This window comes from Aeromonas sp. ASNIH2 (assembly GCF_002934795.1).
Classification (GTDB): domain Bacteria; phylum Pseudomonadota; class Gammaproteobacteria; order Enterobacterales; family Aeromonadaceae; genus Aeromonas; species Aeromonas caviae.
Genome location: NZ_CP026406.1, coordinates 2,154,789 through 2,179,116 on the forward strand (window position 1 = coordinate 2,154,789; position 24,328 = coordinate 2,179,116).

Sequence of the window (24,328 nt, forward strand, 5' to 3'; positions counted from 1 at the left end):
AAAAGGGTGGCCCATGTGGCCACCCTTTTTGTTTCTCGCCCTCTTGTCACCACGCCAGTGCCGGGTGCATCAGACGGTTCAACAGCGTGCCGGATGGCGTCCACTCAAAGCTCTGGTTGGCGCCGCCATAGCATTCGGCGAGGCGCAGGGGGACGGCCGGCTTATGACGGCGACCCGCCACATCCAGGCACAGCGACATCTGCCGATTGAACAGACGATCCCCCTGCCACAGCCATTGATGGCTCTCCTCCCGGCACACCTCCATCCCCAGACCATCTTCCCCTCTGGCGACCAGGCAATCCCCGGCCAGTTGCAGGGCGCCGACATCCCAGCTGAATGACTGGTTCGGTTGCTGATCGCAGGGCTGAGTCAGCAGACGGCCCTGCTCGCTCAGGGTCACGCAGAAGCCACCACTGGTCACCAAGGTGGCCTCGAGTTTGGCCTTTGGCTTGGGGGCGGCGCCCATCAGAAGATCATCCGGTTTCGGCTGCAGGGCGCAACCACCCAGCAGCAGTGCGGCCATGGCCAGCGCGGAGAGTTGAAGAGAAGTGATATGGTGATGCATAGGCCTCGTATCTGGTCCGTGCCCGAGCGTCCCCTGTCTCGCGGCTCCGGGCCCCAGCATAGCGAACTCGTGGCGAACGGGCGCCTGAAGAAGTGTAAAAAGACGTGACAGGAAAAAGCGGAACAGAAACGCCAAAAAGCAAAAACCCCGCCTGAGCGGGGTTTTCAAATGTGGTCGGTGATAAAGGATTCGAACCTTTGACCCTCTGGTCCCAAACCAGATGCGCTACCGGGCTGCGCTAATCACCGAGGGGGTATTCCAAAAACACAAAGATGACCATCTGGTCATCCTCGTCATACAGCAAGTATGGTGCGAAGAGAGGGACTCGAACCCTCACACCCGGGGGGCACTAACACCTGAAGCTAGCGCGTCTACCAATTCCGCCACCTTCGCGTACCTGACAAGCTGTAAAATGGGGTGGCTGATGGGGCTCGAACCCACGACAACCGGAATCACAATCCGGGACTCTACCAACTGAGCTACAGCCACCACAGCTGTTTTCGTTCTTCAACACGCCCGTTTAACCGGCGCACTTTTGATGGTGCGCCCGACAGGATTCGAACCTGTGACCTCTGCCTCCGGAGGGCAGCGCTCTATCCAGCTGAGCTACGGGCGCTACGCTGTCGAACGGGGCGCATTATTGATGATGATGCCGACCTTGTCTACTCTTTTTTTGACACAAAGAATCAAGTGCCTGTTTTTCAATCACTTCCGACCCTTTTCAACTATTTTTGTTTTGTTCAGGCTGGATCCAGCAATTCCCCACTACTTTTTGAATCCCTCACCCCATAGGGTCAGAGATGATGGGCAATGCTTGACTTGCCTTTGCGCCCACCTAGAATGAATGAACGTTCATTCAGTCGTTGACCTCTGATAACTATGGATAAGAAAGAACGCATTTTCGAAGCAGCTCACGAGATCCTCGGCGAGCAGGGCTTCTACGGCCTTTCCATTGCCGTGGTCGCCAAGAAAGCCAAGGTGGCGGCAGGCCTATCGCTATTTCAGCGACAAGGATGACCTGATCCACCAGCTCTATCAGCACACTATCCTCAAGTGTCATCCCCTGGTCATGGAAGGTGTGCAGATAGAAGAGGTGTCCTATAAGCAGTATCGACGCCTCTGGCTCAACATCGATGCCATCTTCACCAGCTACCCCAATGCACTCAAGTGCAAATTGCAGTACGAAAGTTCTCCATTGGGGGCTGAATTGGAGCGGGATCCGGTCATAATGGCGACGTGGGCGCCACTTGAGCGCTTCTTTGAGCAAGGACGCCAACAGGGACTCTTCATCGATCTCCCCATTCTGGTGTTGCAAGCATTGAGTCTGGATTGCGTGGCCAACCTGGCACAGCAGCGCCGGGTTCACGATTTCGAATTGACGCAGGAACAGCTGGAGACGGTCATCCGGGCCAGCTGGAATGCCATTTTAAACCCTAATGTTTCCATCACAGGAGCCTGTTCATGAAAAAGTGGATGGCCATCATGTTGCTGATAGCACTCGCCCTGTTTGGCAGTGTCATCGGCTTCAATATGTTCAAGCAGAAGAAGATTGCAGAGTTCATGGCCAATCGGCCCGAGCCCGAGTTCCCGGTCACCGCCATGGTCACCAAGGCGCAGGACTGGGTCCCCACCATTGAAGCCATCGGCTTCATCGAGCCGAACCAGGGGGTCACCCTCTCCAGCGAGCTGTCAGGCACCATCGACAGCATCCGGTTCGAATCCGGGGCACATGTCAAAGCGGATCAACTGCTGCTGAGCCTGGACTCCAGTGTGGAAAAAGCCAATCTGAACTCCTCCCAGGCCAGACTGCCGGCAGCCAGGGCCAAGTTCGAGCGCTACAAGAACCTCTATCAGAAGAACTCCATCTCCCGGGATCAGCTGGATGATGCCGAGGCAAGCTACCGCTCCCTGGAGGCGGACATCGACAGTCTGAAGGCCACCATCGCCCGTCGTGAGGTGCGAGCCCCCTTCAGCGGCGCCGTGGGCCTGCGCAACGTCTTCCTCGGCCAGTATCTGGAACCGGGTACCCAGATTGTGCGCCTCGAAGACACCAGCGTGATGCGCCTGCGCTTCACCGTGCCCCAGACCGACATCTCCAAAATCACCCTGGGACAGACCATCAAGATCAACGTGGATGCCTATCCCCAGACCCAGTTTGACGGCCAGATCACAGCCATCGAGCCCGCGGTCAACTATCAGAGCGGCCTGATCCAGGTGCAGGCAGACATTCCGAACAACGACGGCCAGCTCCGTTCCGGCATGTTCGCCCGCGCCAGCATCATACTGCCCACGGTGAAAGACCAGATCGTGATCCCGCAGTCTGCCATCTCCTTCACCCTCTATGGCGAGAACGTCTACGTCATTCACGAGGCTGACGGCGTGAAACGCGCCAAGCAGGTGGTGGTCAAGGCAGGTGAGCGTCGCGGCAACGATGTCCATGTGCTGTCCGGCATCAAGGCTGGCGATCAAATCGTGCTGTCGGGTCAGGTTCGCCTGAGCAACGATACCAAGGTGCACGTGGTCGAGAACGATGCCCTTGCCGTTCCGGCACAAACCCCGATGCTGTAAGCGCGGAGAGCTGCGATGCGATTTACTGACATATTCATAAAACGGCCTGTGCTGGCGATCTCGCTCAGCTTCCTGATAGCCCTGCTGGGCTTCCAGGCCATCTTCAAGATGCAGGTGCGTGAATACCCCGAGGTGATCAATACCGTCATCACGGTCAACACCAGCTACTATGGCGCCAGTGCGGATCTGATCCAGGGTTTCATCACCCAGCCCCTGGAGCAGGCGGTCGCCCAAGCCGACAACATCGACTTCATGACCTCCTCGAGCCAGCTGGGCAGTTCCACGGTGACGGCGTACATGAAGCTCAACACCGATCCGAACGCCGCGCTGTCCGACATCCTGGCCAAGGTCAACTCGGTGCGTTCCCAGTTGCCCAAAGAGGCGGAAGACCCTTCGGTCACCTCCTCCACCGGCTCCACCACGGCGGTGCTCTACATGGGCTTTACCAGCCCGGAGCTCAACTCCAGCCAGATCACCGACTACCTGGAGCGGGTCATCAAGCCCCAGCTGTTTACCGTGGGCGGGGTCTCCAAGGTGGATCTGTATGGCGGGGTCGAATTCGCCCTGCGGGTGTGGCTGGATCCGGCCAAGATGGCCGCCTTTGACCTGACCTCAAGCGACGTGATGACGGTGCTCAACAGCAACAACTATCAGTCCGCGACCGGCCAGGCCACCGGCTATTTCACCCTGTTCAACGGCAACGCCGAGACCCAGGTCGGCAACATCGAAGAGCTCAAGCGTCTGGTGGTCGCCACCCGCGACAGCAAGGTGATCCGTCTCTCCGACATCGCCAAGGTCTCCCTGGAGAAGAGCCACGACATCTATCGCGCCAGCGCCAACGGCCGCGAGGCCGTGGTACTGGCCATCAACGCGGCGCCGACCGCCAACCCCATCAACATCGCCCACGATGTGCTAGAGCTGCTGCCGAGCCTGAAGAGCAACATGCCGAGCACCATGCAGGTGAACGTCCTGTATGACTCCACCATCGCCATCAATGAGTCCATCCACGAGGTCATCAAGACCATACTGGAGGCGGCCGCCATCGTGCTGGTGGTGATCACCCTGTTCCTGGGTTCGTTCCGGGCGGTCATCATCCCCATCATCACCATACCGCTGAGCCTCATCGGGGTGGTGATGATGATGGACATGTTCGGCTTCTCGATAAACCTGATGACCCTGCTGGCCATGGTGCTGGCGATCGGCCTGGTGGTGGATGACGCCATCGTGGTGCTGGAGAACGTCGACCGTCACATCAAGGAAGGGGAAGAGCCGTTCCGTGCCGCCATCATAGGCACCCGGGAGATCGCCGTGCCCGTCATCGCCATGACGGTCACCCTGGCGGCGGTGTATGCGCCCATCGCCCTGATGGGGGGCATCACCGGCTCCCTGTTCAAGGAGTTCGCGCTGACCCTGGCGGGCGCCGTGTTCGTCTCGGGCATCATCGCCCTGACCCTGTCGCCCATGATGTGCGCCAAGATGCTCAGGGCCAACGAGGAGCCCGGCAAGTTCGAGCGTACCGTGCACGATCTGCTGGACCGGATGACGGCCCGCTACGACGCCATGCTCCATGCCGTGATGCAAAAGCGCATCGTGGTCATCCTGTTTGCCGTCATCGTGTTCGCCAGCCTGCCGCTGCTGTTCAAGTTCATTCCGAGCGAGCTGGCCCCGTCCGAGGACAAAGGCGTCATGGCGGTGCTGGGGACGGCGCCTTCCAACGCCAACCTGGACTACATCGAAAACACCATGGCGGACGTGAACAAAGTCCTGGACGACCAGCCGGAGATCGCTTACTCCCAGGTCTTCTCGGGGGTGTTCAACTCCAACCAGGCCTTCGGCATCGCCTCCATGGTGCCCTGGAGCCAGCGTGAGGCGAGCCAGAAAGAGGTGCTGGATCGGGTCGCCGGTCTGGTACAGGGCATCCCCGGGATGGCCATCACCACCTTCCAGTTCCCCGAGCTGCCGGGTGCGTCGAGCGGTCTGCCCATCCAGTTCGTCATCACCACCCCGAACAGCTTCGAGAGCCTGTTCCTGATCGCGGGTGAGATGCTGGCGGCCACCCAGGCCAACGGCCAGTTCGTCTATTCGGATCTCGATCTGAACTACGACTCGGCCACCATGAAGATCAGCATCGACAAGGACAAGGCGGGTGCCTACGGCATCACCATGCAGGACATCGGCATCACCATGGGCACCATGATGGCGGACGGTTACGTCAACCGCATCGATCTGGATGGCCGCTCCTACGAGGTGATCCCGCAGGTGGAACGCAAGTACCGCCTGAACCCCGAGTCCCTCAAGGGCTACTACGTGCGCGCCGCCGACGGCAAGTCGATCCCGCTGGGCAGCCTGATCAAGATTGAGGTGGTGGGCGAGCCCCGTGCCCTGCCCCACTTCAACCAGCTGAACTCCGCCACCATAGGCGCCGTTCCGGCACCGGGCGTGGCCATGGGGGATGCGATCAACTGGTTCAAGGCGACCGCGGAAGAGAAGCTGCCCCAAGGCTATCGTTATGACTTCATGGGGGAAGCCCGCCAGTTCGTGACCGAAGGCAATGCGCTCTACGCCACCTTCGCCCTGGCCCTGGCCATCATCTTCCTGGTGCTGGCGATCCAGTTCGAATCGGTGCGCGATCCCCTGGTGATCATGGTGTCGGTGCCGCTCGCCATCAGCGGCGCGCTGATCGCCCTGGCATGGGGCATGGCCACCATGAACATCTACTCCCAGGTCGGTCTCATCACCCTGGTCGGTCTGATTACCAAGCACGGTATTCTGATCTGCGAGGTGGCGAAGGAGGAGCAGCTGCTGCACGGCCTGAACCGGATGCAGGCCGTGATGCAGGCCGCCAAGGTGCGTCTGCGTCCCATCCTGATGACCACGGCAGCCATGATCGCCGGTCTGATCCCCCTGCTCTATGCCTCGGGGGCGGGCGCGGCCCAGCGCTTCAGCATCGGCATCGTCATCGTGGCGGGGCTGGCCATCGGCACCCTGTTCACCCTGTTCGTGCTGCCGGTGATCTACACCTTCCTGGCATCTGAGCACAAGCCGCTGCCGGAATTCGACGAGTCCATTCCGGCCAAGGCCAAGGGCGGTCACTGATCCCTGCCCACACAAATAAGGCTCCGAAAGGGGCCTTATTTTTATCCATTTGATCACACACGACACAAGTCCATGAAGCAGTTACACTAAACCGTTCTCAATCCAGACCGCAAGGACGCCATGTCAGGACTCTTCTCCAAGGCCGTCGGCCTTAACGGACTCTCATATCGTCTGCTTTCCTACATTCTGATCTGCAGCACGTTGCTGGCGCTGGCCATCACTGTGCTGCAGCTCGCCTGGGACTACAACAAGGACGTGACCGTCATCGAGGCCAACATCGACCAGATCGAGGCCTCCTTCCTGCAGCCCATCTCCGCCAGCCTGTGGAACCTGGATGAAGAGCAGGTCAAGGTGCAGATCGAGGGCATCATGAACCTGCCCAACATGCAGTTCGTCATGGTCAAGGAGATGCTGGGCAACTCCGAGGTGCCACTGCTGACCCAGGGAGTGGAGCAGGCCCAGTACGACATCTCCCGCGAATTCACCCTCAGCTACCAGGGGGAAGTGGTCGGCAAGCTGTTCGTCGCCGCCTCCCAGGATCAGGTCTATCAGCGCCTCATCGAGAAGTCCGTGCTGATCCTGGTCAGCCAGACCATCAAGACCCTGGTGGTCTCCTTCTGCATCCTGGTCATCATCTACTATCTGGTGATCCGTCATATCAACCGCATCGTCAGCTACGCCCAGAAACTGAGCCTGGATCGCCTGGCGGTCGAGCTGACCCTGGAGGGGCGCCCCCTGCCCCGCAAGCATCCGGACGAGTTCGATGCGCTGGCCGCCACCCTCAACCAGATGCGCACCCGGCTGAACGACGAATTCACGGCCCGCCACCAGGCCGCCGATCAGCTGCAACAGGAGCGGGACTTCTCCGCCACCCTGATCAACTCCGCCAACATGGTCATCTGCTGCATGGAGCCGGATCTCAACATCGCCAGCATCAACCCGGCGGCCATACTGCTGACCGGCTATCACCATGAGGAGCTGCTGCAGCACAACTGGCTGGATCTGTTCGTCAGCCAGGAGCAGCGCGACGAGCTGGCCGCCATCCTGACCGAACAGGGGGCGCTGGAGGACAGGGAGATCACCATGCACGACCAGCAGGGCAACGAGCTGGTCCTGCAGTGGACCTTCGCCCCCTTCTACGAGGGACCCAATCTCAAGTACCTGATCGGCTTTGGCTACGACATCACCCCCCTCAAGAAGGTGGAGCGGGAGATCACCCTGTTCAACGAGCAGCTGGAAGGCAAGGTGGCGGAGCGTACCCGCAGCCTGAGCGATGCCAACGAGCAGCTCGGCAAGGCCTACGACGATCTCAAGCAGGCCCAGCAGACCCTGGTGGAATCGGAGAAAATGGCCTCCCTCGGATCCCTTGTCGCCGGCGTGGCCCACGAGATCAACACCCCCATCGGCATCAGCGTGACCGCCTCCTCCTATCTGCAGGAGCGAGTCGCCGACTTCAAGCAGCACCTCGAGGCCAAGCAGCTCTCCCGCTCCTACCTCAACGAGTTCACCCAGAATCTCGACGAGTCGATGCAGCTGCTGCAAGGCAACCTGAGGCGGGCCTCCGAGCTTATCGCCAGCTTCAAGCAGGTGGCGGTCGATCAGTCGTCCGAGGCGCGCTACAACTTCAGCCTCGCCGACAACCTGCACCAGGTGGTGGTCTCCCTCGGCTACAAGCTGAAGAAGGCCCAGTGCGAGGTCGACATTCAATGCGATCCCAAGCTGACCCTCTACTCCTTCCCTGGCAGCTTCACCCAGATCTATTCCAACCTGATCCTCAACTCCATCCATCACGGTTTCGATGACTGGGACAGACCCAGAAAGATCACCATCAAGGTGGCGCAGCAGGGAGACGAGCTGGTCATCGACTACAGCGACAACGGTCGCGGCATCCCGCCGGAGATACTGCCGCGCATCTTCGATCCCTTCGTCACCTCCAAGCGGGGCCATGGCGGCAGCGGGCTCGGCACCCACATCATCTACAACCTGGTGGTGCAACTGCTGCGCGGCCGCATCCACTGCGCCAGCGAACCGGGGCAGGGTACCCAGTTCCACATTCGCCTGCCCATCCAGCAGAACTGAGCACCGGCTCTTGTGAGCCGGCCGCTTTGTCCCCATCATGCTGTGATTGCATCCTCAACGAGCGGAGAACCTCGCAATGGCACAGCATTTTGACTACATCGCCATCGGTGGCGGCAGCGGCGGCATCGCCTCGGCCAACCGGGCAGCCATGTACGGCAAGAAAGTCGCCCTGATCGAAGCCAAAGAGCTGGGTGGCACCTGCGTCAACGTCGGCTGCGTACCGAAGAAGGCCATGTGGTATGCAGGCCAGATCGCCGATGCCCTGAAATATGGCGCCGACTACGGCTTCGACACCACGCTCAACCACTTCAGCTGGGCCAAGCTGGTCGAATCCCGTCAGGCCTATATCGGGCGTATTCACCAGTCCTACCAGAACTTGCTGGGCAAGAACCAGATCACCGTCATCAAGGGCTTCGCCCGCTTCGTCGACAGCCATACCGTCGAGGTGAACGGCGAGCACTACAGCGCCGATCACATCCTGATCGCCACCGGCGGCCGCCCCGAGGTCCCGACCATTCCGGGCGCCGAACTGGGTATCGACTCCGACGGTTTCTTCGACCTGCAAAGCCAGCCCAAACGGGTTGCCGTGGTAGGTGCCGGCTATATCGCCGTGGAGATCGCTGGCGTGATGCAGGCACTTGGCTCCGAGACCCATCTGGTGGTGCGCAAACATGCGCCGCTGCGCAACTTCGACCCCATGATCCACGAGACCCTGGTGGAGATCATGGCGCAGGAAGGGCCCAAGCTGCACACCCACGCCATTCCCAAGGCCGTCATCAAGAACGCAGACGACAGCCTGACCCTGCAACTGGAAGATGGTCGCCACCTCACCGTGGACTGCCTCATCTGGGCCATCGGTCGCGTGCCCGCCACCGACAACCTCAATCTGGCTGCCACCGGCATCACCCTGGACGAGAAGGGCTTCATCCCCACCGACAAGTTCCAGAACACCGCCGTCGCCAACCTCTATGCCGTTGGTGACAACACCGGCCGCATCCAGCTCACCCCGGTGGCTGTCGCGGCAGGCCGCCGCCTCTCGGAGCGGCTGTTCAACAACAAGCCGGGCGAGCACCTCAACTACGATCTGGTGCCGACCGTGGTGTTCAGCCACCCGCCCATCGGCACCATCGGCCTGACCGAGCCGGAAGCCGTCGCCGAATACGGTGAAGATCAGGTGAAGGTCTACCGTAGCCAGTTCACCGCCATGTATTCGGCACTGACCCAGCATCGCCAGCCCACCCGGATGAAACTGGTCTGCGTCGGGCCGGAAGAGAAGGTAGTCGGCCTGCACGGCATCGGCTTCGCCATGGACGAGATCCTGCAAGGCTTCGGCGTCGCCATGAAGATGGGAGCCACCAAGGCGGACTTCGACAACTGCGTTGCCATCCATCCCACCAGTGCGGAAGAGTTTGTGACCATGCGATAAGCGGAGTTGAAGCTGGCCTGTCATTATCAGACCAGCTTCTACAACTGTGTTTCCACTCTCCATCCGACCAGCGCGGAAGAGTTTGTGACCATGCGATAAGCGGGGTTGAAGCTGACCTCATCACCATCGGGTCAGCTTCCACCACTTGCTACCAAAACCCGGCTCAGGCCGGGTTTTTTGTGCCTTGCCTGTCCACCAGCCAACAAAACCTGCCTTCTTTACGCCGATTTTACGCCAGCCAAATTGGGCTTTATGGCGCCTTTACGCCCGTTTTACATACCCTTTGAGCGTCAATGAGACCCATGGGATCGACACGGATATGCATCGATCCCTGACGCTAATTACCTCAACGGAGTCGTTATGAATTGGCTATATCTGCTGCTGGTCCTCGCCCTCGCGGGCTATCTGCTGCGCGCCCTCGCGCGCACTCATGAGTGAGGAACCGGATATGTGGCAAGAGATCATCTATCCCGTCGCGTTCGTGCTGCTGGTGCTGCTGCCGGCGCCTCTGCTTGGCAACTACCTCTATCGGGTATTTGAAGGCAAGAGTCGCTGGCTGGCCCCGCTTGAGCGCGCCACCCTGGCCTGCTGCGGCACGGACGGGCGCGAGCAGGACTGGAAGTCCTACACCCTCAGCCTGCTGGCTTTCAACGGCGCCGGTTTCGGCCTGCTGTTCCTGATCCTGATGGCGCAGGGGCTGCTGCCCCTCAACCCGCAGCAACTGCCAGGGCTGAACTGGCAACTCGCCTTCAACACCGCGGTCAGCTTCATGACCAACACCAACTGGCAGGCCTACTCCGGCGAAGCCAGCCTCTCCTACTTCAGCCAGATGGTGGGGCTCACCACCCAGAACTTCGTCTCCGCCGCCACCGGCGCCGCCGTCGCCATCGCCCTGTTTCGCGGCATCGCCCGCCAGCAGACCACCCACCTTGGCAACTTCTGGCAGGATCTGGTGCGTTTCTGTCTCTACGTGCTGCTGCCGATGGCGCTGATCCTGGCGCTGCTGCTGGTATGGCAGGGGGTGCCCCAAAGCCTGTCGGCCTACCTGCCGTTCCACGCTCTGGAAGGCCAGGAGCAGCTGCTGCCGCTCGGCCCGGCCGCCTCCCAGATCGCCATCAAGCAGCTCGGCTCCAACGGCGGCGGCTTCTTCGGCATCAACTCGGCCCATCCGTTCGAGAACCCCACAGCCCTCTCCAACTGGCTGGAGATGGTCGCCCTGCTGACGCTGGCCGCCGCCATGGTCTGCACCCTGGGGCGCTACGTGAAGGATCTGGCCCACAGCCGCGCCATCCTCATCGCCATGACCATCATGCTGCTGCTGGGGCTCTGCCTCGCCATCGGCCAGGAGCTGAAGCCGGATCCCGCCCTCGCCCACCTCACCAGCGAAGCCGACAACTGGGAAGGCAAGGAGAGCCGCTTCGGCCCCGTGCTCTCCAGCATCTGGGAAGTGGCCACCACCGCCGCCTCCAACGGCTCGGTCAACGCCATGCACGACAGCTTCACCCCCCTCGGCGGCATGGTCGGCATGATCAACATGCTGCTGGGTGAAGTGGTGTTCGGCGGCGTCGGTGCAGGCATCTACGGCATGATGCTGTTCGTGCTGCTGACCGTGTTCCTGTGCGGCCTGATGGTGGGGCGCACCCCCACCTATCTGGGCAAACGGCTCGGCATCACCGAGATGAAGTGGGTGGTCGCCAGCATGCTGGTGATGCCGGTCGGGGTATTGGTGATCGGCGGCATTACCCTGCTGATGCCGAACTCCGCCACCGTCATCGGTCACGATGGCCCCCATGGCCTGTCACGACTGATCTATGCCTACGCCTCGGCCGCCGGCAACAACGGCTCCGCCTTCGCCGGCTTTGCCGCCGCCGACAGCTGGCAGTGCATCGCCATCGGGCTGGCCATGCTGCTCGGCCGCTTCGGCTACATCATTCCGGTGCTGGCCATCGCCGGCCAGCTGGCCCGCGCCCCTCGTCAGGAGACGAGCGAAGGGGACTTCCCCGTCAGCGGCCCGCTCTTCATCACCCTGCTGATCGTCACCGTGCTGCTGATGGGGGGTCTCTCCTTCCTGCCGGTGCTGGCGCTGGGCCCGGTGGCGGAACACCTGAGCCTGCTGGGAGGAGCCTTCTGATGCTGCACCTCCGACTGATCTGCGTGACCAACTATTCGATGCAGGGAGCTTTCCAATGAGCAAGTCCGCTTCAATGAGCACCGACACCATTCAGGTGAAGGGCAAGAAACAGAAATCACAGATCCTGCAGGCCATGGTGGAAGCCCTCTATCGCTTCAATCCCAGGGCGCTGTTTGGCAGCCCCATCCTGTTCACCCTCTGGCTGGCGGCCGTGATGGCGACCCTGGAGTCGCTGCTGGGGCAGCCGCTCTCCGGCGTCGCCCCTTCGCTGGCCTGGCAGCTGACCTCCTGGCTCTGGCTCACCCTCTGGTTTGCCAACTTCGCCGAAACCCTGGCCGAGGGGCGCGGCAAGGCGCGGGCCGACAGCCTGAAGGCCGGCATGAGCCAGCTCAAGGCACGTCGAGTCACCAGCCCGCAGGATGACAAGGGCGAGTGGGTACCGGCCACCAGCCTGCTCAAGGGCGATCTGGTGCTGGTGCGCAGCGGCGAGATGATCCCGGCCGACGGCGAAGTGGTCGCCGGCATCGCCTCGGTCAACGAGGCGGCCATCACCGGCGAATCCGCCCCCGTCATCCGCGAGTCGGGCACCGATCGCAGCGGCGTGACCGGCAACACCACCGTCGTTTCCGACCAGATCTGGGTGCACATCAGCAACAACCCGGGCGAAAGCACGCTGGATCGCATGATTGCGCTGGTGGAAGGGGCCAAGCGGCAGAAGACCCCCAACGAGATGGCGCTGGACGCCCTGCTGGTGGGGCTGACCCTGATCTTCCTGCTGGTGGTGGCCACCCTGCCCTGGTTCCTCGACTACAACGGCACCCAGGTGCCCCGGCTCTATCTGCTGGCGCTGTTCATCACCCTGATCCCGACCACCATCGGCGGCCTGCTCTCCGCCATCGGCATCGCCGGTATGGACCGGCTGGTGAAGCTCAACGTGATCGCCAAGTCGGGCCGGGCGGTGGAAGCCGCCGGCGACGTGCGTACCCTGCTGCTGGACAAGACCGGCACCATCACCTTCGGCAACCGGATGGCGGACGAGCTGATCCCGGCCCCCGGCGTGGATCCCTCCCTGCTGGCTCAGGCCGCCATGCTGGCCTCGCTCGGTGACAACACGCCGGAAGGCAAATCCATCCTGACCCTGGCGGGCAAGAGCCACACCAGACCGAGCCAACTGGAGAGCGACATCATCATCCCCTTCAGCGCCGAGACCCGGCTGAGCGGGCTGGATCGCAACGGCCATCACTATCGCAAGGGGGCGGTGGACGCTGTGCTGCGCTACCTCTCCCTCGATCGCAAGGCGGTGCCCGAGCTCATTCTCAAATCGGTGGACAACATTGCCCGCCAGGGCGGTACCCCGCTGCTGGTCTGCACCCACGAGAAGCTGCTGGGGGTAGTGTTCCTCAAGGACATCATCAAGCCGGGCATCAAGGCCCGCTTCCAGATCCTGCGCCACATGGGGATCCGCACCGTGATGATCACCGGTGACAACCCGCTGACCGCCGCCGCCATCGCCGCCGAGGCCGGGGTGGATGACTTCATCGCCGAGGCGACGCCGGAGAAGAAGCTTGCCTACATCCGTCAGGAGCAGGCCGACGGCCGGCTGGTGGCCATGTGCGGGGACGGCGCCAACGACGCACCAGCCCTGGCCCAGGCCGACGTGGGCCTGGCCATGAACGAGGGGACCCAGGCCGCCAAGGAGGCGGGCAACCTGGTGGATCTCGACTCCAACCCCACCAAGCTGCTGGACGTGGTGCTGGTGGGCAAGCAGCTGCTGGTGACCCGCGGCGCCCTGACCACCTTCTCCATCGCCAACGACGTGGCCAAGTACTTCGCCATCCTGCCAGCCCTGTTCATCGCCGCCTATCCGCAGCTGGGGGCGCTGAACCTGATGCTGCTGGGCAGCCCGGAGAGCGCCATCCTGTCGGCCATCATCTTCAACGCCCTGATCATCGTCGCGCTGGTGCCGCTGGCCCTGCGCGGGGTCAGCCTGAAGGGAACGGCGGCCAGCCTGCTGCGCCGCAACCTGCTGATCTACGGCGTCGGCGGCCTGATAGTGCCTTTCATAGGTATCAAGCTGATCGACCTGGTCATCACCGGCCTGGGACTGGTGTGATGAAAACGCCGCGCGATGGTATCCACGGCCAGATCGTGCACCCATACATCAGCATCAAGCTGATCGACCTGGTCATCACCGGCCTGGGGCTGGTGTGATGAAAACGCCGCGCGATGGTATCCACGGCCAGATCGTGCACCCATACATCAGCATCAAGCTGATCGACCTGGTCATCACCGGCCTGGGCCTAGTGTGACTACATAGCGGGGTGCAGGCCTGGCTTGTACCCCATCAATCTTTGGAGCAAAAAATCATGATAGCAATCAGAACCCTGCTGACCCTGACCCTGCTGCTGGGGGTGGCATATCCGCTGGCCGTCACCGGGCTGGCCCAGCTGCTCTTCCCCTGGCAGGCCAACGGCAGCCTGCTCACCAACGCCAAGCAGCAGGTGGTCGGTAGCGCCCTGCTGGCCCAGAAATTCGAGCGGGCCGACTACTTTCACTCCCGCCCCTCCGCCAGCGATTTCGCCACCATAGGTGGCGGCGGAAGCAACCTGGGGATGAGCTCGCCGCTACGGGCCGAGTTTGCCGCAGCGGCGGCCAGGGCGCAGCCGGAAGCCAGGGTCCCCGCCCTGCTGACCCGCTCCGCCTCCGGCCTCGATCCCCATCTGCCCCTCGATGCAGCGCTGGCCCAGGTGGATAGGGTCGCCGGGCAACGGGGGCTGGATCCCGTTCAATTGACGGAGCAGGTCAAGTCGGCGGCACAAGCTGGTATCCTTGGCCCGCAGGTGGTCAACATTCTCCAGTTGAACCTGCAACTCGATCATCAAAAGGGCGCCTGAGGGCGCTCCTTGCCGTTCGGGAAGGCTCCCTTTCGACAACGGGGACAAGCATGAGCAATGAGGTCACGGCCGCAGTTCGGCCGATGCAACGGGAGCACGGGGATGCGTGATGAAGTGAGGGCCGACGCCCTGCTGGCGAGCCTGGAGCAGGAGCACAGGGGCAAGCTGAAGGTGTTTCTCGGCGCGGCCCCCGGCGTCGGCAAGACCTACGCCATGCTGCAGGCGGTGCGGGAGCAGGCCAGGGAGGGAGTCGACATCCTGATCGGGGTGGTGGAGACCCACGGCCGCCAGGAGACCCTGGCCCTGCTCGACAAGCTCGCCATCCTGCCGCGCACACTGCACCTGCATCGCCAACAGCGGCTGGAGGAGATGGACTTGGACGGCCTGCTGGCCCGCAGGCCCGCCATTGCCGTGGTGGACGAGCTGGCCCACAGCAACGCCCCCGGCAGTCGCCACGAGAAGCGCTGGCAGGATGTGGAGGAGCTGCTCGGTGCCGGCATCGACGTCTACACCACCCTCAACGTGCAGCACCTGGAGAGCCTCAACGATCTGGTGTGGCAACTGACCGGGGTCAGGGTCAAGGAGACCCTGCCGGACCAGGTGCTGCTGGAGGCCGACAGCCTGGTGCTGATCGACCTGCCCCCCAAGGAGCTGCTCGGCCGCCTCAAGGAGGGCAAGGTCTATGTGCCCCACCAGGCCAAGGCCGCCCTGCAATCCTTCTTCTCCCTCAACAACCTGACCGCCCTGCGGGAGCTGGCGATGCAGACCGCCGCCAGCCACGTGGAGGGGGATCTGCAGTTGCAGTGGCAGGCGGCTGGCAAGACCACCTTGCCGCTGCGGGGCAAGCTGATGGTCTGCATCGGGGATGAGCACGGTGCAGCCCTGGTGCGTTACGGCCACCGCTTCGCCCAGCGCAGGCAACTGCCCTGGCTGGTGGTGCACATCGACAGCAGGGGGCAGAGCTCCCCCGAGCTGGAGCAGGCGCTGGCCCTCGCCTCCCAGCTGGGGGCCAGGGTGCTGACCCTCTCCAGCCCGGCCGTGGCCGATGCCCTGCTGGAGACCGCCGAACAGCAGCAGGTCTCCCAATTGCTGCTCGGCAAATCCCGCAATCCGCCCTGGCGCCGATCCCTGGTACAGCACCTGCTCAAACAGGCGCAGGGATTCGAGATCACGCTGGTGGATACCGAGAAGCGCAAACCCGGCCTGACCCTGCCAACGGCAGGCCCGGGTGAGCTTCGCCAGAGCCTGCTGGCGGTGGCCATCATGGGGGGAACCTCGGCCGCGGTCTGGGCCCTCTCCCACTGGCTGCCCCCCGCCTCCCTGCCCATGCTGTTCGTGCTGGGGGTACTGGCCACCGCGCTCACCACCAGCCTGGTCCCCGCCATCCTGGCTGCGGTGCTGGGCTTCGTCGGCCACAACCTGCTGTTCACCGTCCCCTACTTCTCCCTGAGCGTGGCCAGCCACAGCGACCTGCTCACCCTGTTCGTGCTGCTCATCGTCGGCATCGCGGCCGGGCGCCTCGCCTCCCGCCAGCGTCAGCAACTGGTCAGCCTGCGCGAGACCCAGCAACTGGGCAACGCCCTGCTCTCCCTGAGCCAGGGGCTGGCCACCGCCAGCAGCCCGGTGGACGTGCTGAGACAGGGAACCCAGGCCATCGCCCTCGCCCTTGGGCAGCCCGTGTTCGCGCTCGATGGGGATTACCAGTACCGGGCCGGTGACACCCAGACCGGGCCGGGCCAGACCGACAAGGCCGCCATTGACTGGTGCCTGGCCCAGAAGCAGAGCGCCGGTGCCCATACCGCCACCCTCAACGCCGCCGAGGCCCAGTATCATCACCTCAGCGATGACCTGGTGCTGGGCATCCGGCTGGCCAGCCCGCTCACCTCCGCCGCCGAGCACCAGCTGCAGGCCCTGCTCACCGATATCCGCGCCGCCCTGGCTCGAATCGATCTCAATGAGCGGCTGGCGGACAGCCAGTTGCAGGCAGAGACCGACCGGATGCGCGCCGCCCTGCTCTCCTCGGTCTCCCACGACCTGAAGACGCCGCTCGCCACCATCATGGGGGCCGGCAGCACCCTGCTGGAATACGGGGACCGGATAAGTGCGGAGGACCGCATCGAACTGCTGCACTCGGTGCAGGACGAGGCGCGCCGCCTGCACGGCTATGTCCAGAACCTGCTGGACATGACTCGCATCGGCTCACCGGACTTCCAGTTGAAACGGGACTGGGTTGACCTGGCTGACCTGGTGGAGAGCGCCCGCCGCAGACTCGACTCCTCCTGGCGCCAGCACAAGCTGCTGGTGCACTTCGATCAGCAGATCCCCCGGCTCTATGTGCACGGTGCCCTGATCGAGCAGGTGCTGGTCAACATCCTCGACAACGCCTCCCGCTACTCGCCGGCCGGCACCCCCATCGAGTTCAAGGTGATGCTGGCGGACCCCGACCTCATCATCGACATCATCGATATCGGGGTCGGCATCGCCGAGTCGGATCGGGACAAGATCTTCAATCTGTTCTACACCCAGCCGGTCGGCGACTGCGGCAGCCGCGGCACCGGGCTTGGCCTCGCCATTTCCCGCGCTATGATAGAGGTCCACGGCGGCCGCATCTGGGCATTCGCCGGCCCCAACGGCAACGGCACCTGCATGCGCATCTCCCTGCCGCTGGCCCTCAACGCACCGGCGGCCTGATGGTCGCCGCCCTTTTCAATCAGCAAACGGGAGGCTGAATGGCTCACATACTGGTCATCGACGACGAGGCGGCCATCCGCCGTTTTTTGCGGATCAGCCTGATCGCCGAAGGACATCAGGTGAGTGAGGCGGTCGGTGTCACCGAGGGGATGGCGCAGTATCGCCACCTCAACCCCGACCTGGTGATCCTGGATCTGGGCCTGCCGGACGGTGATGGCATGCAGATCCTGCACGCCATCCGCGAACATCACGCCAATCCCGTGCTGGTGCTCTCGGCGCGGGACTCGGAGCAGGAGAAGGTGCGGTTGCTGGATGCGGGGGCCAACGACTACATGAGCAAGCCGTTCGGCGTCGGGGAGATGATGGCCCGTATCCGGGTGCTGCTGCGCCAGCGGGTCGGCGCCACCAGCGGCGAATGCCGCCACTTCCCCCACTGTGGCCTGACCCTGGACAGCAGCAGCCACAAAGTCACCCTGCAGGGCGAGGAGATCCCCCTCTCCCGCAAGGAGTTCGCCCTGTTGCAGGCGCTGGTGTGCCACCCCGGCAAGCTGGTGCAACAGACCCAGCTGCTCATCGACATCTGGGGGCCAAGCCACAAGGAAGATACCCACTACCTGCGCATCGTCATCGCCAGTCTGCGCAAGAAGCTGGGAGATAACCCCCAGCAACCCACGCTGATCGAGACCGAATCCGGCATCGGCTACCGCTTTATCGGCAGCTGATGTTTCACGTGGAACGACGCCAACCGCAGCACAAGGCCAGCAGACCGCAACCACCGAGCAGCAGACCGAGATCCTGCAAGCTGGCTGCAACCGCCAGCCCCAGGCTGAGCAACAGGTAGTAGCCAAGCCCGAACAGGGCACCGGCACTACCCGCCACCTCCCGATAGGCCAGCAGCGCCTGGCTCAGCACATTGGGGATCGCCAGTCCGAACGCCACCACCACCACCATCATGGGCAACAGGAACCAGAGCGATGCCTGACTGGCCCACACCAGCCAACTCGAACCCGACGCCAGCACGGCGGCGAGCCGTATTAACGAGGCAGGCGTCCAGCCACGGCCCAGCAGGCACTTGTTGAGCAGGCTGCCCACCAGGGTCGCCAGCGCCAGCACGATGCCGGAGTAACCAAACTCCCCCGCGCTCAGCCCCAGACCGGCAAACAGAAACGGCGCCAGGCTGTAGTAGCCGAACAGCATGGTGTTGAACAGCGCCACCAGGGCGGCGCTGCGCCACAAGCCGGTATCACGCACCATCCGGCAGGCCAGCGGCCAGAGTGCGACCCTTTGGGTGGTGGCCGGGCGGGTTTCCGGCAGTTGCCAGCAAGCCATCAGCAACAAGCCGATTGCCAGCGCAAGCAGGGCGCCGAATACCCCGAGATAACCCAAGCCATCAGCCAGCAGGCCACCGCTCACCAGCCCCAGCACAGGACTCAGGGAGAGCGCGATGCCCATCACCGAAAAGACCCGCGCCAGATCGCTGCCCTGATAGCTGTCGCGCAGCATGGTCTGGGTCACCACGGAACCCACGGCGGCGCCGAAGGCCGCGATGACCCGGGCCAGCAGCAGGGTTTCAAATTGAGTGGCCAGCAACGCCAGCAGGGTGCCGGCGCCATAGGTCAGCAGCCCCGCCAGCATGGCGGGACGCCGCCCGATGAGATCGCACAACCTGCCCCAGCAGACCACGCCCGCCGCAAACGCCAGAAAATAGACCGACAGGGTCTGGGACGCCTGCCCCTCGCTCACCCGAAACTCAGTGGCGATATGGGTCAGCACCGGGCTGTAGATGGTCTCCACTATCTGGGGAAACATCATCAATCCGACCACCAGCCAGCGCGGTGGCAACCTGTTGTTCATGACACACCTCCTTCACAAGAGGTCGCCATTCTAGAGAGGGATAACATGTCCGATTACAATAAGGCGGACTATAAACAGCAAGAATAGGACACATGGCCTTTATTCTTCCCGATCACCCCTTTGATCCGGACCAGCACGACGGTAGCGCCATCGGTATTGCCGCCGCCCTCGGCTGGCACGACTCCGGCCGCCATCAGCACCAGCGCCACCAGCTGCTGTTCGCCCAGGCAGGCTGCATGACCATAGAGCTGGACGATCAGGTCTGCCTGCTGCCGCCGACGCGAGCGGCCTGGTTGCCAGCAGGTCTGCCCCACCGGGTGTTGATGCGCGGGGTAGTGGCCTATCGCTCCCTCTACTTCCAGCCGGAGCCCGCGTTGCCAAACGAGATGGCGGTGCTGGCCGTCAACCCGCTGCTGCGGGAGATCATCGAGCGGATGGCGCTCTGGCCCTGGGACAAGCCGGAAGCAGAGCAAACCTGCACACTGGCATTATTGAAAGAAGAGCTGGCGCAAGCGCCGCGGGAATCCTGGCAGTTGCCGCTGCCGTCAGACGGGCGTCTGATCGGCTGGCTGCAGGAGATAAAGCGGGGTGACACCCTGCCCGATCGGCTCAACCGGCTGGCCGAGCGGGTGGGTGCCAGTGACAAGACCATAGGCCGCATCTTCATGCGAGAGACCGGCATGAGCTACCAGGCCTGGCGCCAGCAGTGGCGACTGCTGCGGGCCATGGAACTGCTGGCCGAAGCCGAGCCCATCAGCCGGGTGGCCGCTGCCCTGGAGTTCGCCAGCGACAGCGCCTTCATCGCCTTCTTCAGGCAGCACACGGGGCAGACCCCCTTGCGCTACCTCAACTCTCGGGATGAGTCGCATCGGCAGAACTCGCCTCCACCACCAGGGTCTCCAGGGCCAGCGGCTTGAGGTTGTGGATGGCCTCTGCCACCACATCATGGGAGGCCTGCTGCTGCAAGGCCAGCATCTCCTGTTGCAGGGCGGCGCTGTCCAGCTCGGGTCTGGGGTTCTCGGCGGCCATGGCATTCAGGCTCAGGCTGCTGGCAATCAGGGTAGCGATCAGGATCTTCATCTGGCGTGCTCCGGTGTGGTTGAGATGACCAGATAGCTATTCCAATAGTTGTGCCAGATTTGTAACAGCATGATTTTATTGATATAAATAATTTTTTGATGCTGTCACACCCCTTCCTGAATCGAATGTTGGTTATTTTAAAACCTATAAATGGTTTTTTTTACCACCTCCATCATGGCAACCCTGTTCCACGTGAAACGCCCCGTTTTTTTGATCGACACCCGCTTTTGAAGTGAGCTATGGTGCTAGCTCCCCCCTTAACTGACTCTGGATTTGCCACCGAATGGAATTCTCCTTGTTCGGCGAGAAGTTCACTCGCCACGCCGGTATTACCCAACTCATGGACGACCTCAATCAAGGGCTGCTGAATCCCGACGCCATCATGCTGGGAGGCGGCAATCCGGCCCCCATCCCCGCCATGCTGGAACGCTTTCAGGCCGAGGCCAATACCCTGCTCGACAACGGCGAACTGATCAAGGCCATGGCCAACTACGATGGCCCCCAGGGCAAGGACAGGTTTACCAAGGCGCTGGCCGCCCTGCTCAGCAAGGAGCTGGGCTGGGAGATCTCCGCCCGCAACATCGCCCTGACCAACGGCAGCCAGAACGCCTTCTTCTATCTGTTCAACCTGCTGGCCGGCGAGTTCGCCGACGGTCGCAAGAAGAAGGTGCTGTTCCCCCTGGCCCCCGAATACATCGGCTATGCCGACTCGGCACTCTCGGACGATCATTTCGTCGCCTACAAGCCCACCATCGAGAAGCTGCCCGACGGCCAGTTCAAATACCACGTGGATTTCGAGAGCCTGCAGGTGGGCGACGACATCGGGGTGATCTGTGTCTCCCGGCCGACCAACCCCACCGGCAACGTGCTCACCGACGAGGAGATCGAGCACCTCGATCAGATCGCCCGTGACAAGGGGATCCCGCTGCTCATCGACAATGCCTACGGCGTGCCCTTCCCCGGCATCATCTTCAGCGACGCCAAGCCGTTCTGGAACGCCAACACCATCCTCTGCATGAGCCTCTCCAAGCTCGGCCTGCCGGGCACCCGTTGCGGCATCGTCATCGCCGACGAGAAGATCATCCGGGCCATCACCAACCTGAGCGGCATCATCAATCTGGCGCCGGGCAGCCTGGGTCCGGCCATCACCATTCCGATGATCGAGAGCGGTGACATCATCACCCTGAGCGAACAGGTGGTGAAACCCTTCTACCAGCAGAAAGCCACCTTCGCGGTCCAGCTGCTGCGCGAGGCCATTCCGGATCCGCGCTTCCACATCCACAAGCCGGAGGGTGCCCTCTTCCTCTGGCTCTGGTTCGAAGACCTGCCGATCCACTGCCAGGAGCTGTATGAGCGACTGAAGGCGAAGAACCTGCTGATCGTGCCCGGCCACTACTTCTTCCCCGGCATCGACGACCCCGAGTGGCGCCACAGCCAGGAGTGCATCCGCCTCAACTATGCCCAGAGCGAAGATCTGGTGCGTCGTGGCATCGCCATCCTGGCCGACGAGATCAACGCCCTCTACGCCGGTTGATTCCCCCTTCGGCATGAAAAAAGAGGCCTGCAGATGCAGGCCTCTTTTCTATCAGGTGGTCAGCGATGTTGTTTAACCGGGCAGTGCCAGCTGATCGGGTTTGCCGATGGGGATGGCGCGGGGCTTGAGCGCTTCCGGCAGCTCCCGGGCCAGCTCTATGGTCAGCAGACCGTGCTCCAGCCTGGCCCCCTGCACTTCCACGTGCTGGCTCAGCTTGAAAGCGAGCTCGAAGTCCCGCTCGGCGATCCCCTGATGGAGGAATTGGCGCTCGCCCATGGTGGCGACCTTGCGCCCCTTCACCTTGAGGGTGCCATTTTCGATCTCCAGCTCCAGCTCATTGCGATCGAAACCGGCCACGGCAACCGTGATGAGGTAGCTGTCGTGATCCCGCTTTTCGATGTTGTACGGGGGGTAGGCCGAGGTCTTCTGATCGAACAGGCCTTCCAGCTCGCGGGCCATCCGCTCGAAGCCGACGGCATTGGAATAGAGATGAGAAAAATCGAGGTTACGCATGATCCTATCCTTCTATAAAGCAACAGGGTTTACTCTCCGCGGGCCCGCCATCGGCACCCGGGAAACATCAGCAATGCAACGAGGTCAGGCTGTCAGCCGTTGATCTCGATCTTGCGGGGCTTCATCGCCTCGGGCACTTCGCGCACCAAGTCGATGTGCAGCAGACCGTTCTTCAGGTCGGCCCCCTTCACCCGCACATAGTCGGCCAACTGGAAGCGACGCTCGAAGCCGCGTTCGGCAATGCCTTGGTAGAGGTAGTTGCGCTCGGTATCGGCCTGCTTGCTGCCCTTCACCGTCAGCAGATTTTCCTGGAAGCTCAGCTCCAGCTCTTCCTGGGTAAAGCCCGCCACCGCCATGCTGATGCGGTAGTCGCTGTCACCCAGCTGCTCGATGTTGTAGGGGGGATAGCCGGCATTGCCATTGCTGGCCGCAGATTCGATGAGAGTGGCCAGACGATCGAAGCCGATGGCAGAACGATAGAGCGGAGAAAAGTCGATAGAACGCATAGTATTACCCTCTTGTGAGCGATAACGGATTGTTTACCCTCCTGATGGACGGGCGCCTGGTCGAAACCTCTGTCGAGCGTTCCGGCCTTGTTATCTATATAGGGGCCCGCTTTCGGCTTTCAAGGGCTCTGCTCGAAAAATCTTCTCGCCGCCCGTGGCAGGCCTTTTCCACATTCAGCTTTCTCCCCCAGTCACAACATGGCACCCTGAGCGGAGATCTTGAGGAGCCATATCATGTCCCGTTCCGAACGCCTGCTGGCCCTGCTGCAACTGCTGCGCGGCCACCGCTACGCCATCACCGGCAGCGAGCTGGCCAGCCAGCTTGGCATCAGCCTGCGCACCCTCTATCGGGATATCGCTACCCTGCAGGCACAGGGCGCCCACATCGAGGGGGAAGCGGGCATCGGCTATGTGCTGCGCCCCGGCTTCATGTTGCCGCCGCTGATGTTCAGTGAAGAGGAGCTGGATGCGCTGGTGCTGGGCTCACGCTGGGTGGCGGCCCATGCCGATCATGCACTCAGCACCGCCGCCAGCAGCGCGCTGGCCAAGATAGAGGCCGTACTGCCCGCCGACTACCGCCAACAGCTGCATGCCAATGCCCTGCTGATCGGCACCTCTCGCGGTGACTGCCCTGTCGACGAGGCTCCGCTGCGCAGCGCCATCCGCCAGCAGCGCAAGGTGAGCCTGAGCTATCGGGATCTCAAGGAGGAGAGTTCGGAGCGCACCGTCTGGCCCTGTGCCCTCGGTTACTTCGATCAGGTGCGGGTACTGGTTGCCTGGTGCGAGCTGCGCCAGGCCTTTCGTCACTTTCGGGTAGACAGGATCAGCGCGATGCGGCTGGAAGCGGAACCTTATCCGGGCAGTCGGGAGCGGCTGCTCAAGGAGTGGCGCGACAGCCAGCAGATCCCGCAGCCCAGATTCATTGCTGACAGAAACTGACAGCAGGCAGCGCCATGCTGACGGAGTCGGCGCCGATGCGCCATCTCATCAGCAAGGAGCATCACCATGTTAATCCCCCAGTTCACCATCCTCTACGTTGCCAACCCGGCTCACAGCACGCTCTTCTATCGCGAGCTGTTCGGACGCCCACCGGTGGAGGAGTCCCCCACCTTTGCCATGTTCGTGTTCGAATCGGGCGCCAGACTGGCCCTCTGGTCCAGCGCCACGGTCGAGCCCGCCGTGACCCAAACGGCCGGGGCCATGGAGCTGGCCTTCGCCCTCCCCGATGATGCCGCGGTCGATAGACAGTCTGCCGAGTGGCAGGCGCGCGGGCTCACCCTGATCCAGGCACCGACCCGGATGGAGTTTGGCTACACCTGCATGGCCCTCGATCCGGATGGCCATCGTCTGCGCCTCTACTGCCCGGCCCCCGAACTGGGCTGAGCCGGCAC

At 62.6% G+C, this 24,328-nt stretch carries 18 protein-coding genes, 4 tRNA genes and 1 pseudogene; 14 read left to right on the forward strand and 9 right to left on the reverse strand.

Features of this window, described 5'->3' with window-relative positions; all coding sequences use genetic code 11:
• Window positions 1–46 precede the first annotated feature (46 nt).
• From C3F36_RS10100 to C3F36_RS10120, 5 genes are all read right to left on the reverse strand, one after another.
• The gene (locus C3F36_RS10100; protein ID WP_104455005.1) at window positions 47–565 is read right to left on the reverse strand and encodes a ricin-type beta-trefoil lectin domain protein; all 519 of its coding nucleotides are present in this window, start codon (window positions 563–565) and stop codon (window positions 47–49) included.
• A 171-nt stretch (window positions 566–736) separates the two neighbouring features.
• Window positions 737–813: transfer RNA gene (locus C3F36_RS10105), tRNA-Pro, on the reverse strand.
• Between the two features lie 59 nt (window positions 814–872).
• Window positions 873–958: transfer RNA gene (locus C3F36_RS10110), tRNA-Leu, on the reverse strand.
• 20 nt (window positions 959–978) lie between these two features.
• Window positions 979–1,054 (reverse strand) — tRNA-His (locus C3F36_RS10115).
• 50 nt (window positions 1,055–1,104) lie between these two features.
• Window positions 1,105–1,181 (reverse strand) — tRNA-Arg (locus C3F36_RS10120).
• A gap of 263 nt (window positions 1,182–1,444) precedes the next feature.
• On the opposite strand from C3F36_RS10120, the pseudogene C3F36_RS10125 reads away from it, so the two are divergent.
• From C3F36_RS10125 to C3F36_RS10175, 10 genes and pseudogenes are all read left to right on the forward strand, one after another.
• Window positions 1,445–2,030: pseudogene (locus C3F36_RS10125) on the forward strand (TetR family transcriptional regulator).
• Window positions 2,027–3,133, forward strand: a complete 1,107-nt coding sequence (locus C3F36_RS10130) for an efflux RND transporter periplasmic adaptor subunit (RefSeq protein WP_039040661.1) — start codon at window positions 2,027–2,029, stop codon at window positions 3,131–3,133. The pseudogene C3F36_RS10125 and the gene C3F36_RS10130 overlap by 4 nt, the downstream one beginning before the upstream one ends.
• A 15-nt stretch (window positions 3,134–3,148) precedes the next feature.
• Window positions 3,149–6,229: a multidrug efflux RND transporter permease subunit gene (locus C3F36_RS10135; RefSeq protein WP_104455006.1), complete on the forward strand. Its 3,081-nt coding sequence runs from the start codon at window positions 3,149–3,151 to the stop codon at window positions 6,227–6,229.
• Between the two features lie 120 nt (window positions 6,230–6,349).
• Window positions 6,350–8,308 (forward strand): ATP-binding protein, encoded by a 1,959-nt coding sequence (locus C3F36_RS10140; protein WP_104455007.1) that lies wholly within the window; start codon window positions 6,350–6,352, stop codon window positions 8,306–8,308.
• Window positions 8,309–8,384: 76 nt separating this feature from the next.
• Window positions 8,385–9,734 carry a glutathione-disulfide reductase gene (gorA, locus tag C3F36_RS10145; RefSeq protein WP_104455008.1) on the forward strand — a complete coding sequence of 450 codons (1,350 nt, stop codon included), beginning with the start codon at window positions 8,385–8,387 and terminating at the stop codon, window positions 9,732–9,734.
• A gap of 448 nt (window positions 9,735–10,182) precedes the next feature.
• Window positions 10,183–11,865: a potassium-transporting ATPase subunit KdpA gene (gene kdpA / locus C3F36_RS10155; protein WP_104455009.1), complete on the forward strand. Its 1,683-nt coding sequence runs from the start codon at window positions 10,183–10,185 to the stop codon at window positions 11,863–11,865.
• Between the two features lie 55 nt (window positions 11,866–11,920).
• Window positions 11,921–13,978 (forward strand): potassium-transporting ATPase subunit KdpB, encoded by a 2,058-nt coding sequence (gene kdpB, locus C3F36_RS10160; protein ID WP_104455010.1) that lies wholly within the window; start codon window positions 11,921–11,923, stop codon window positions 13,976–13,978.
• 253 nt (window positions 13,979–14,231) lie between these two features.
• The gene (locus C3F36_RS10165) at window positions 14,232–14,759 is read left to right on the forward strand and encodes a potassium-transporting ATPase subunit C (protein WP_041212076.1); all 528 of its coding nucleotides are present in this window, start codon (window positions 14,232–14,234) and stop codon (window positions 14,757–14,759) included.
• A gap of 102 nt (window positions 14,760–14,861) precedes the next feature.
• A complete protein-coding gene (locus C3F36_RS10170; protein WP_104455011.1) occupies window positions 14,862–17,450 on the forward strand; it encodes a sensor histidine kinase in 2,589 nt (862 codons plus the stop codon).
• A gap of 38 nt (window positions 17,451–17,488) precedes the next feature.
• Window positions 17,489–18,172 carry a response regulator gene (locus tag C3F36_RS10175; RefSeq protein ID WP_069651584.1) on the forward strand — a complete coding sequence of 228 codons (684 nt, stop codon included), beginning with the start codon at window positions 17,489–17,491 and terminating at the stop codon, window positions 18,170–18,172.
• 4 nt (window positions 18,173–18,176) lie between these two features.
• Here C3F36_RS10175 and C3F36_RS10180 read toward each other — a convergent pair whose 3' ends face one another.
• The gene (locus C3F36_RS10180) at window positions 18,177–19,304 is read right to left on the reverse strand and encodes a multidrug effflux MFS transporter (protein WP_103243946.1); all 1,128 of its coding nucleotides are present in this window, start codon (window positions 19,302–19,304) and stop codon (window positions 18,177–18,179) included.
• 92 nt (window positions 19,305–19,396) lie between these two features.
• Here C3F36_RS10180 and C3F36_RS10185 point away from each other — a divergent pair, with 92 nt between their 5' ends.
• Window positions 19,397–20,221, forward strand: a complete 825-nt coding sequence (locus C3F36_RS10185) for an AraC family transcriptional regulator (protein ID WP_103243947.1) — start codon at window positions 19,397–19,399, stop codon at window positions 20,219–20,221.
• On the opposite strand, the gene C3F36_RS10190 is transcribed toward C3F36_RS10185, so the two are convergent.
• A complete protein-coding gene (locus C3F36_RS10190) occupies window positions 20,151–20,384 on the reverse strand; it encodes a hypothetical protein (RefSeq protein WP_041214189.1) in 234 nt (77 codons plus the stop codon). The genes C3F36_RS10185 and C3F36_RS10190 overlap by 71 nt on opposite strands.
• 283 nt (window positions 20,385–20,667) lie before the next feature.
• Here C3F36_RS10190 and C3F36_RS10195 point away from each other — a divergent pair, with 283 nt between their 5' ends.
• Window positions 20,668–21,918: a valine--pyruvate transaminase gene (locus C3F36_RS10195; protein ID WP_042864675.1), complete on the forward strand. Its 1,251-nt coding sequence runs from the start codon at window positions 20,668–20,670 to the stop codon at window positions 21,916–21,918.
• Between the two features lie 72 nt (window positions 21,919–21,990).
• Here the strand turns inward: C3F36_RS10195 and C3F36_RS10200 are convergent, their stop codons facing one another.
• Together C3F36_RS10200 and C3F36_RS10205 are read right to left on the reverse strand one after the other, a co-directional pair.
• Complete coding sequence (locus C3F36_RS10200; RefSeq protein ID WP_104455012.1) at window positions 21,991–22,431, reverse strand: Hsp20 family protein; 441 nt, start codon at window positions 22,429–22,431, stop codon at window positions 21,991–21,993.
• Between the two features lie 92 nt (window positions 22,432–22,523).
• Complete coding sequence (locus C3F36_RS10205; RefSeq protein WP_010672291.1) at window positions 22,524–22,937, reverse strand: Hsp20 family protein; 414 nt, start codon at window positions 22,935–22,937, stop codon at window positions 22,524–22,526.
• Between the two features lie 234 nt (window positions 22,938–23,171).
• On the opposite strand from C3F36_RS10205, the gene C3F36_RS10210 reads away from it, so the two are divergent.
• Together C3F36_RS10210 and C3F36_RS10215 are read left to right on the forward strand one after the other, a co-directional pair.
• Window positions 23,172–23,876, forward strand: coding sequence for a helix-turn-helix transcriptional regulator (locus C3F36_RS10210; protein WP_041212071.1), 705 nt, complete (start codon window positions 23,172–23,174; stop codon window positions 23,874–23,876).
• A gap of 66 nt (window positions 23,877–23,942) precedes the next feature.
• Complete coding sequence (locus C3F36_RS10215; protein ID WP_041212070.1) at window positions 23,943–24,320, forward strand: VOC family protein; 378 nt, start codon at window positions 23,943–23,945, stop codon at window positions 24,318–24,320.
• Window positions 24,321–24,328 lie beyond the last annotated feature (8 nt).

Coding starts and splice junctions, on each gene's coding strand:
- C3F36_RS10180 (WP_103243946.1), bottom strand. CDS start 19,304: ATGAACAACAGGTTGCCACCGCGCTGGCTGGTGGTCGGATTGATGATG.
- C3F36_RS10210 (WP_041212071.1), top strand. CDS start 23,172: ATGTCCCGTTCCGAACGCCTGCTGGCCCTGCTGCAACTGCTGCGCGGC.
- C3F36_RS10190 (WP_041214189.1), bottom strand. CDS start 20,384: ATGAAGATCCTGATCGCTACCCTGATTGCCAGCAGCCTGAGCCTGAAT.
- C3F36_RS10215 (WP_041212070.1), top strand. CDS start 23,943: ATGTTAATCCCCCAGTTCACCATCCTCTACGTTGCCAACCCGGCTCAC.
- gorA (WP_104455008.1), top strand. CDS start 8,385: ATGGCACAGCATTTTGACTACATCGCCATCGGTGGCGGCAGCGGCGGC.
- C3F36_RS10170 (WP_104455011.1), top strand. CDS start 14,862: ATGCGTGATGAAGTGAGGGCCGACGCCCTGCTGGCGAGCCTGGAGCAG.
- C3F36_RS10185 (WP_103243947.1), top strand. CDS start 19,397: ATGGCCTTTATTCTTCCCGATCACCCCTTTGATCCGGACCAGCACGAC.
- C3F36_RS10175 (WP_069651584.1), top strand. CDS start 17,489: ATGGCTCACATACTGGTCATCGACGACGAGGCGGCCATCCGCCGTTTT.
- C3F36_RS10100 (WP_104455005.1), bottom strand. CDS start 565: ATGCATCACCATATCACTTCTCTTCAACTCTCCGCGCTGGCCATGGCC.
- C3F36_RS10140 (WP_104455007.1), top strand. CDS start 6,350: ATGTCAGGACTCTTCTCCAAGGCCGTCGGCCTTAACGGACTCTCATAT.
- kdpA (WP_104455009.1), top strand. CDS start 10,183: ATGTGGCAAGAGATCATCTATCCCGTCGCGTTCGTGCTGCTGGTGCTG.
- C3F36_RS10130 (WP_039040661.1), top strand. CDS start 2,027: ATGAAAAAGTGGATGGCCATCATGTTGCTGATAGCACTCGCCCTGTTT.
- C3F36_RS10205 (WP_010672291.1), bottom strand. CDS start 22,937: ATGCGTTCTATCGACTTTTCTCCGCTCTATCGTTCTGCCATCGGCTTC.
- C3F36_RS10165 (WP_041212076.1), top strand. CDS start 14,232: ATGATAGCAATCAGAACCCTGCTGACCCTGACCCTGCTGCTGGGGGTG.
- C3F36_RS10200 (WP_104455012.1), bottom strand. CDS start 22,431: ATGCGTAACCTCGATTTTTCTCATCTCTATTCCAATGCCGTCGGCTTC.
- C3F36_RS10195 (WP_042864675.1), top strand. CDS start 20,668: ATGGAATTCTCCTTGTTCGGCGAGAAGTTCACTCGCCACGCCGGTATT.
- kdpB (WP_104455010.1), top strand. CDS start 11,921: ATGAGCAAGTCCGCTTCAATGAGCACCGACACCATTCAGGTGAAGGGC.
- C3F36_RS10135 (WP_104455006.1), top strand. CDS start 3,149: ATGCGATTTACTGACATATTCATAAAACGGCCTGTGCTGGCGATCTCG.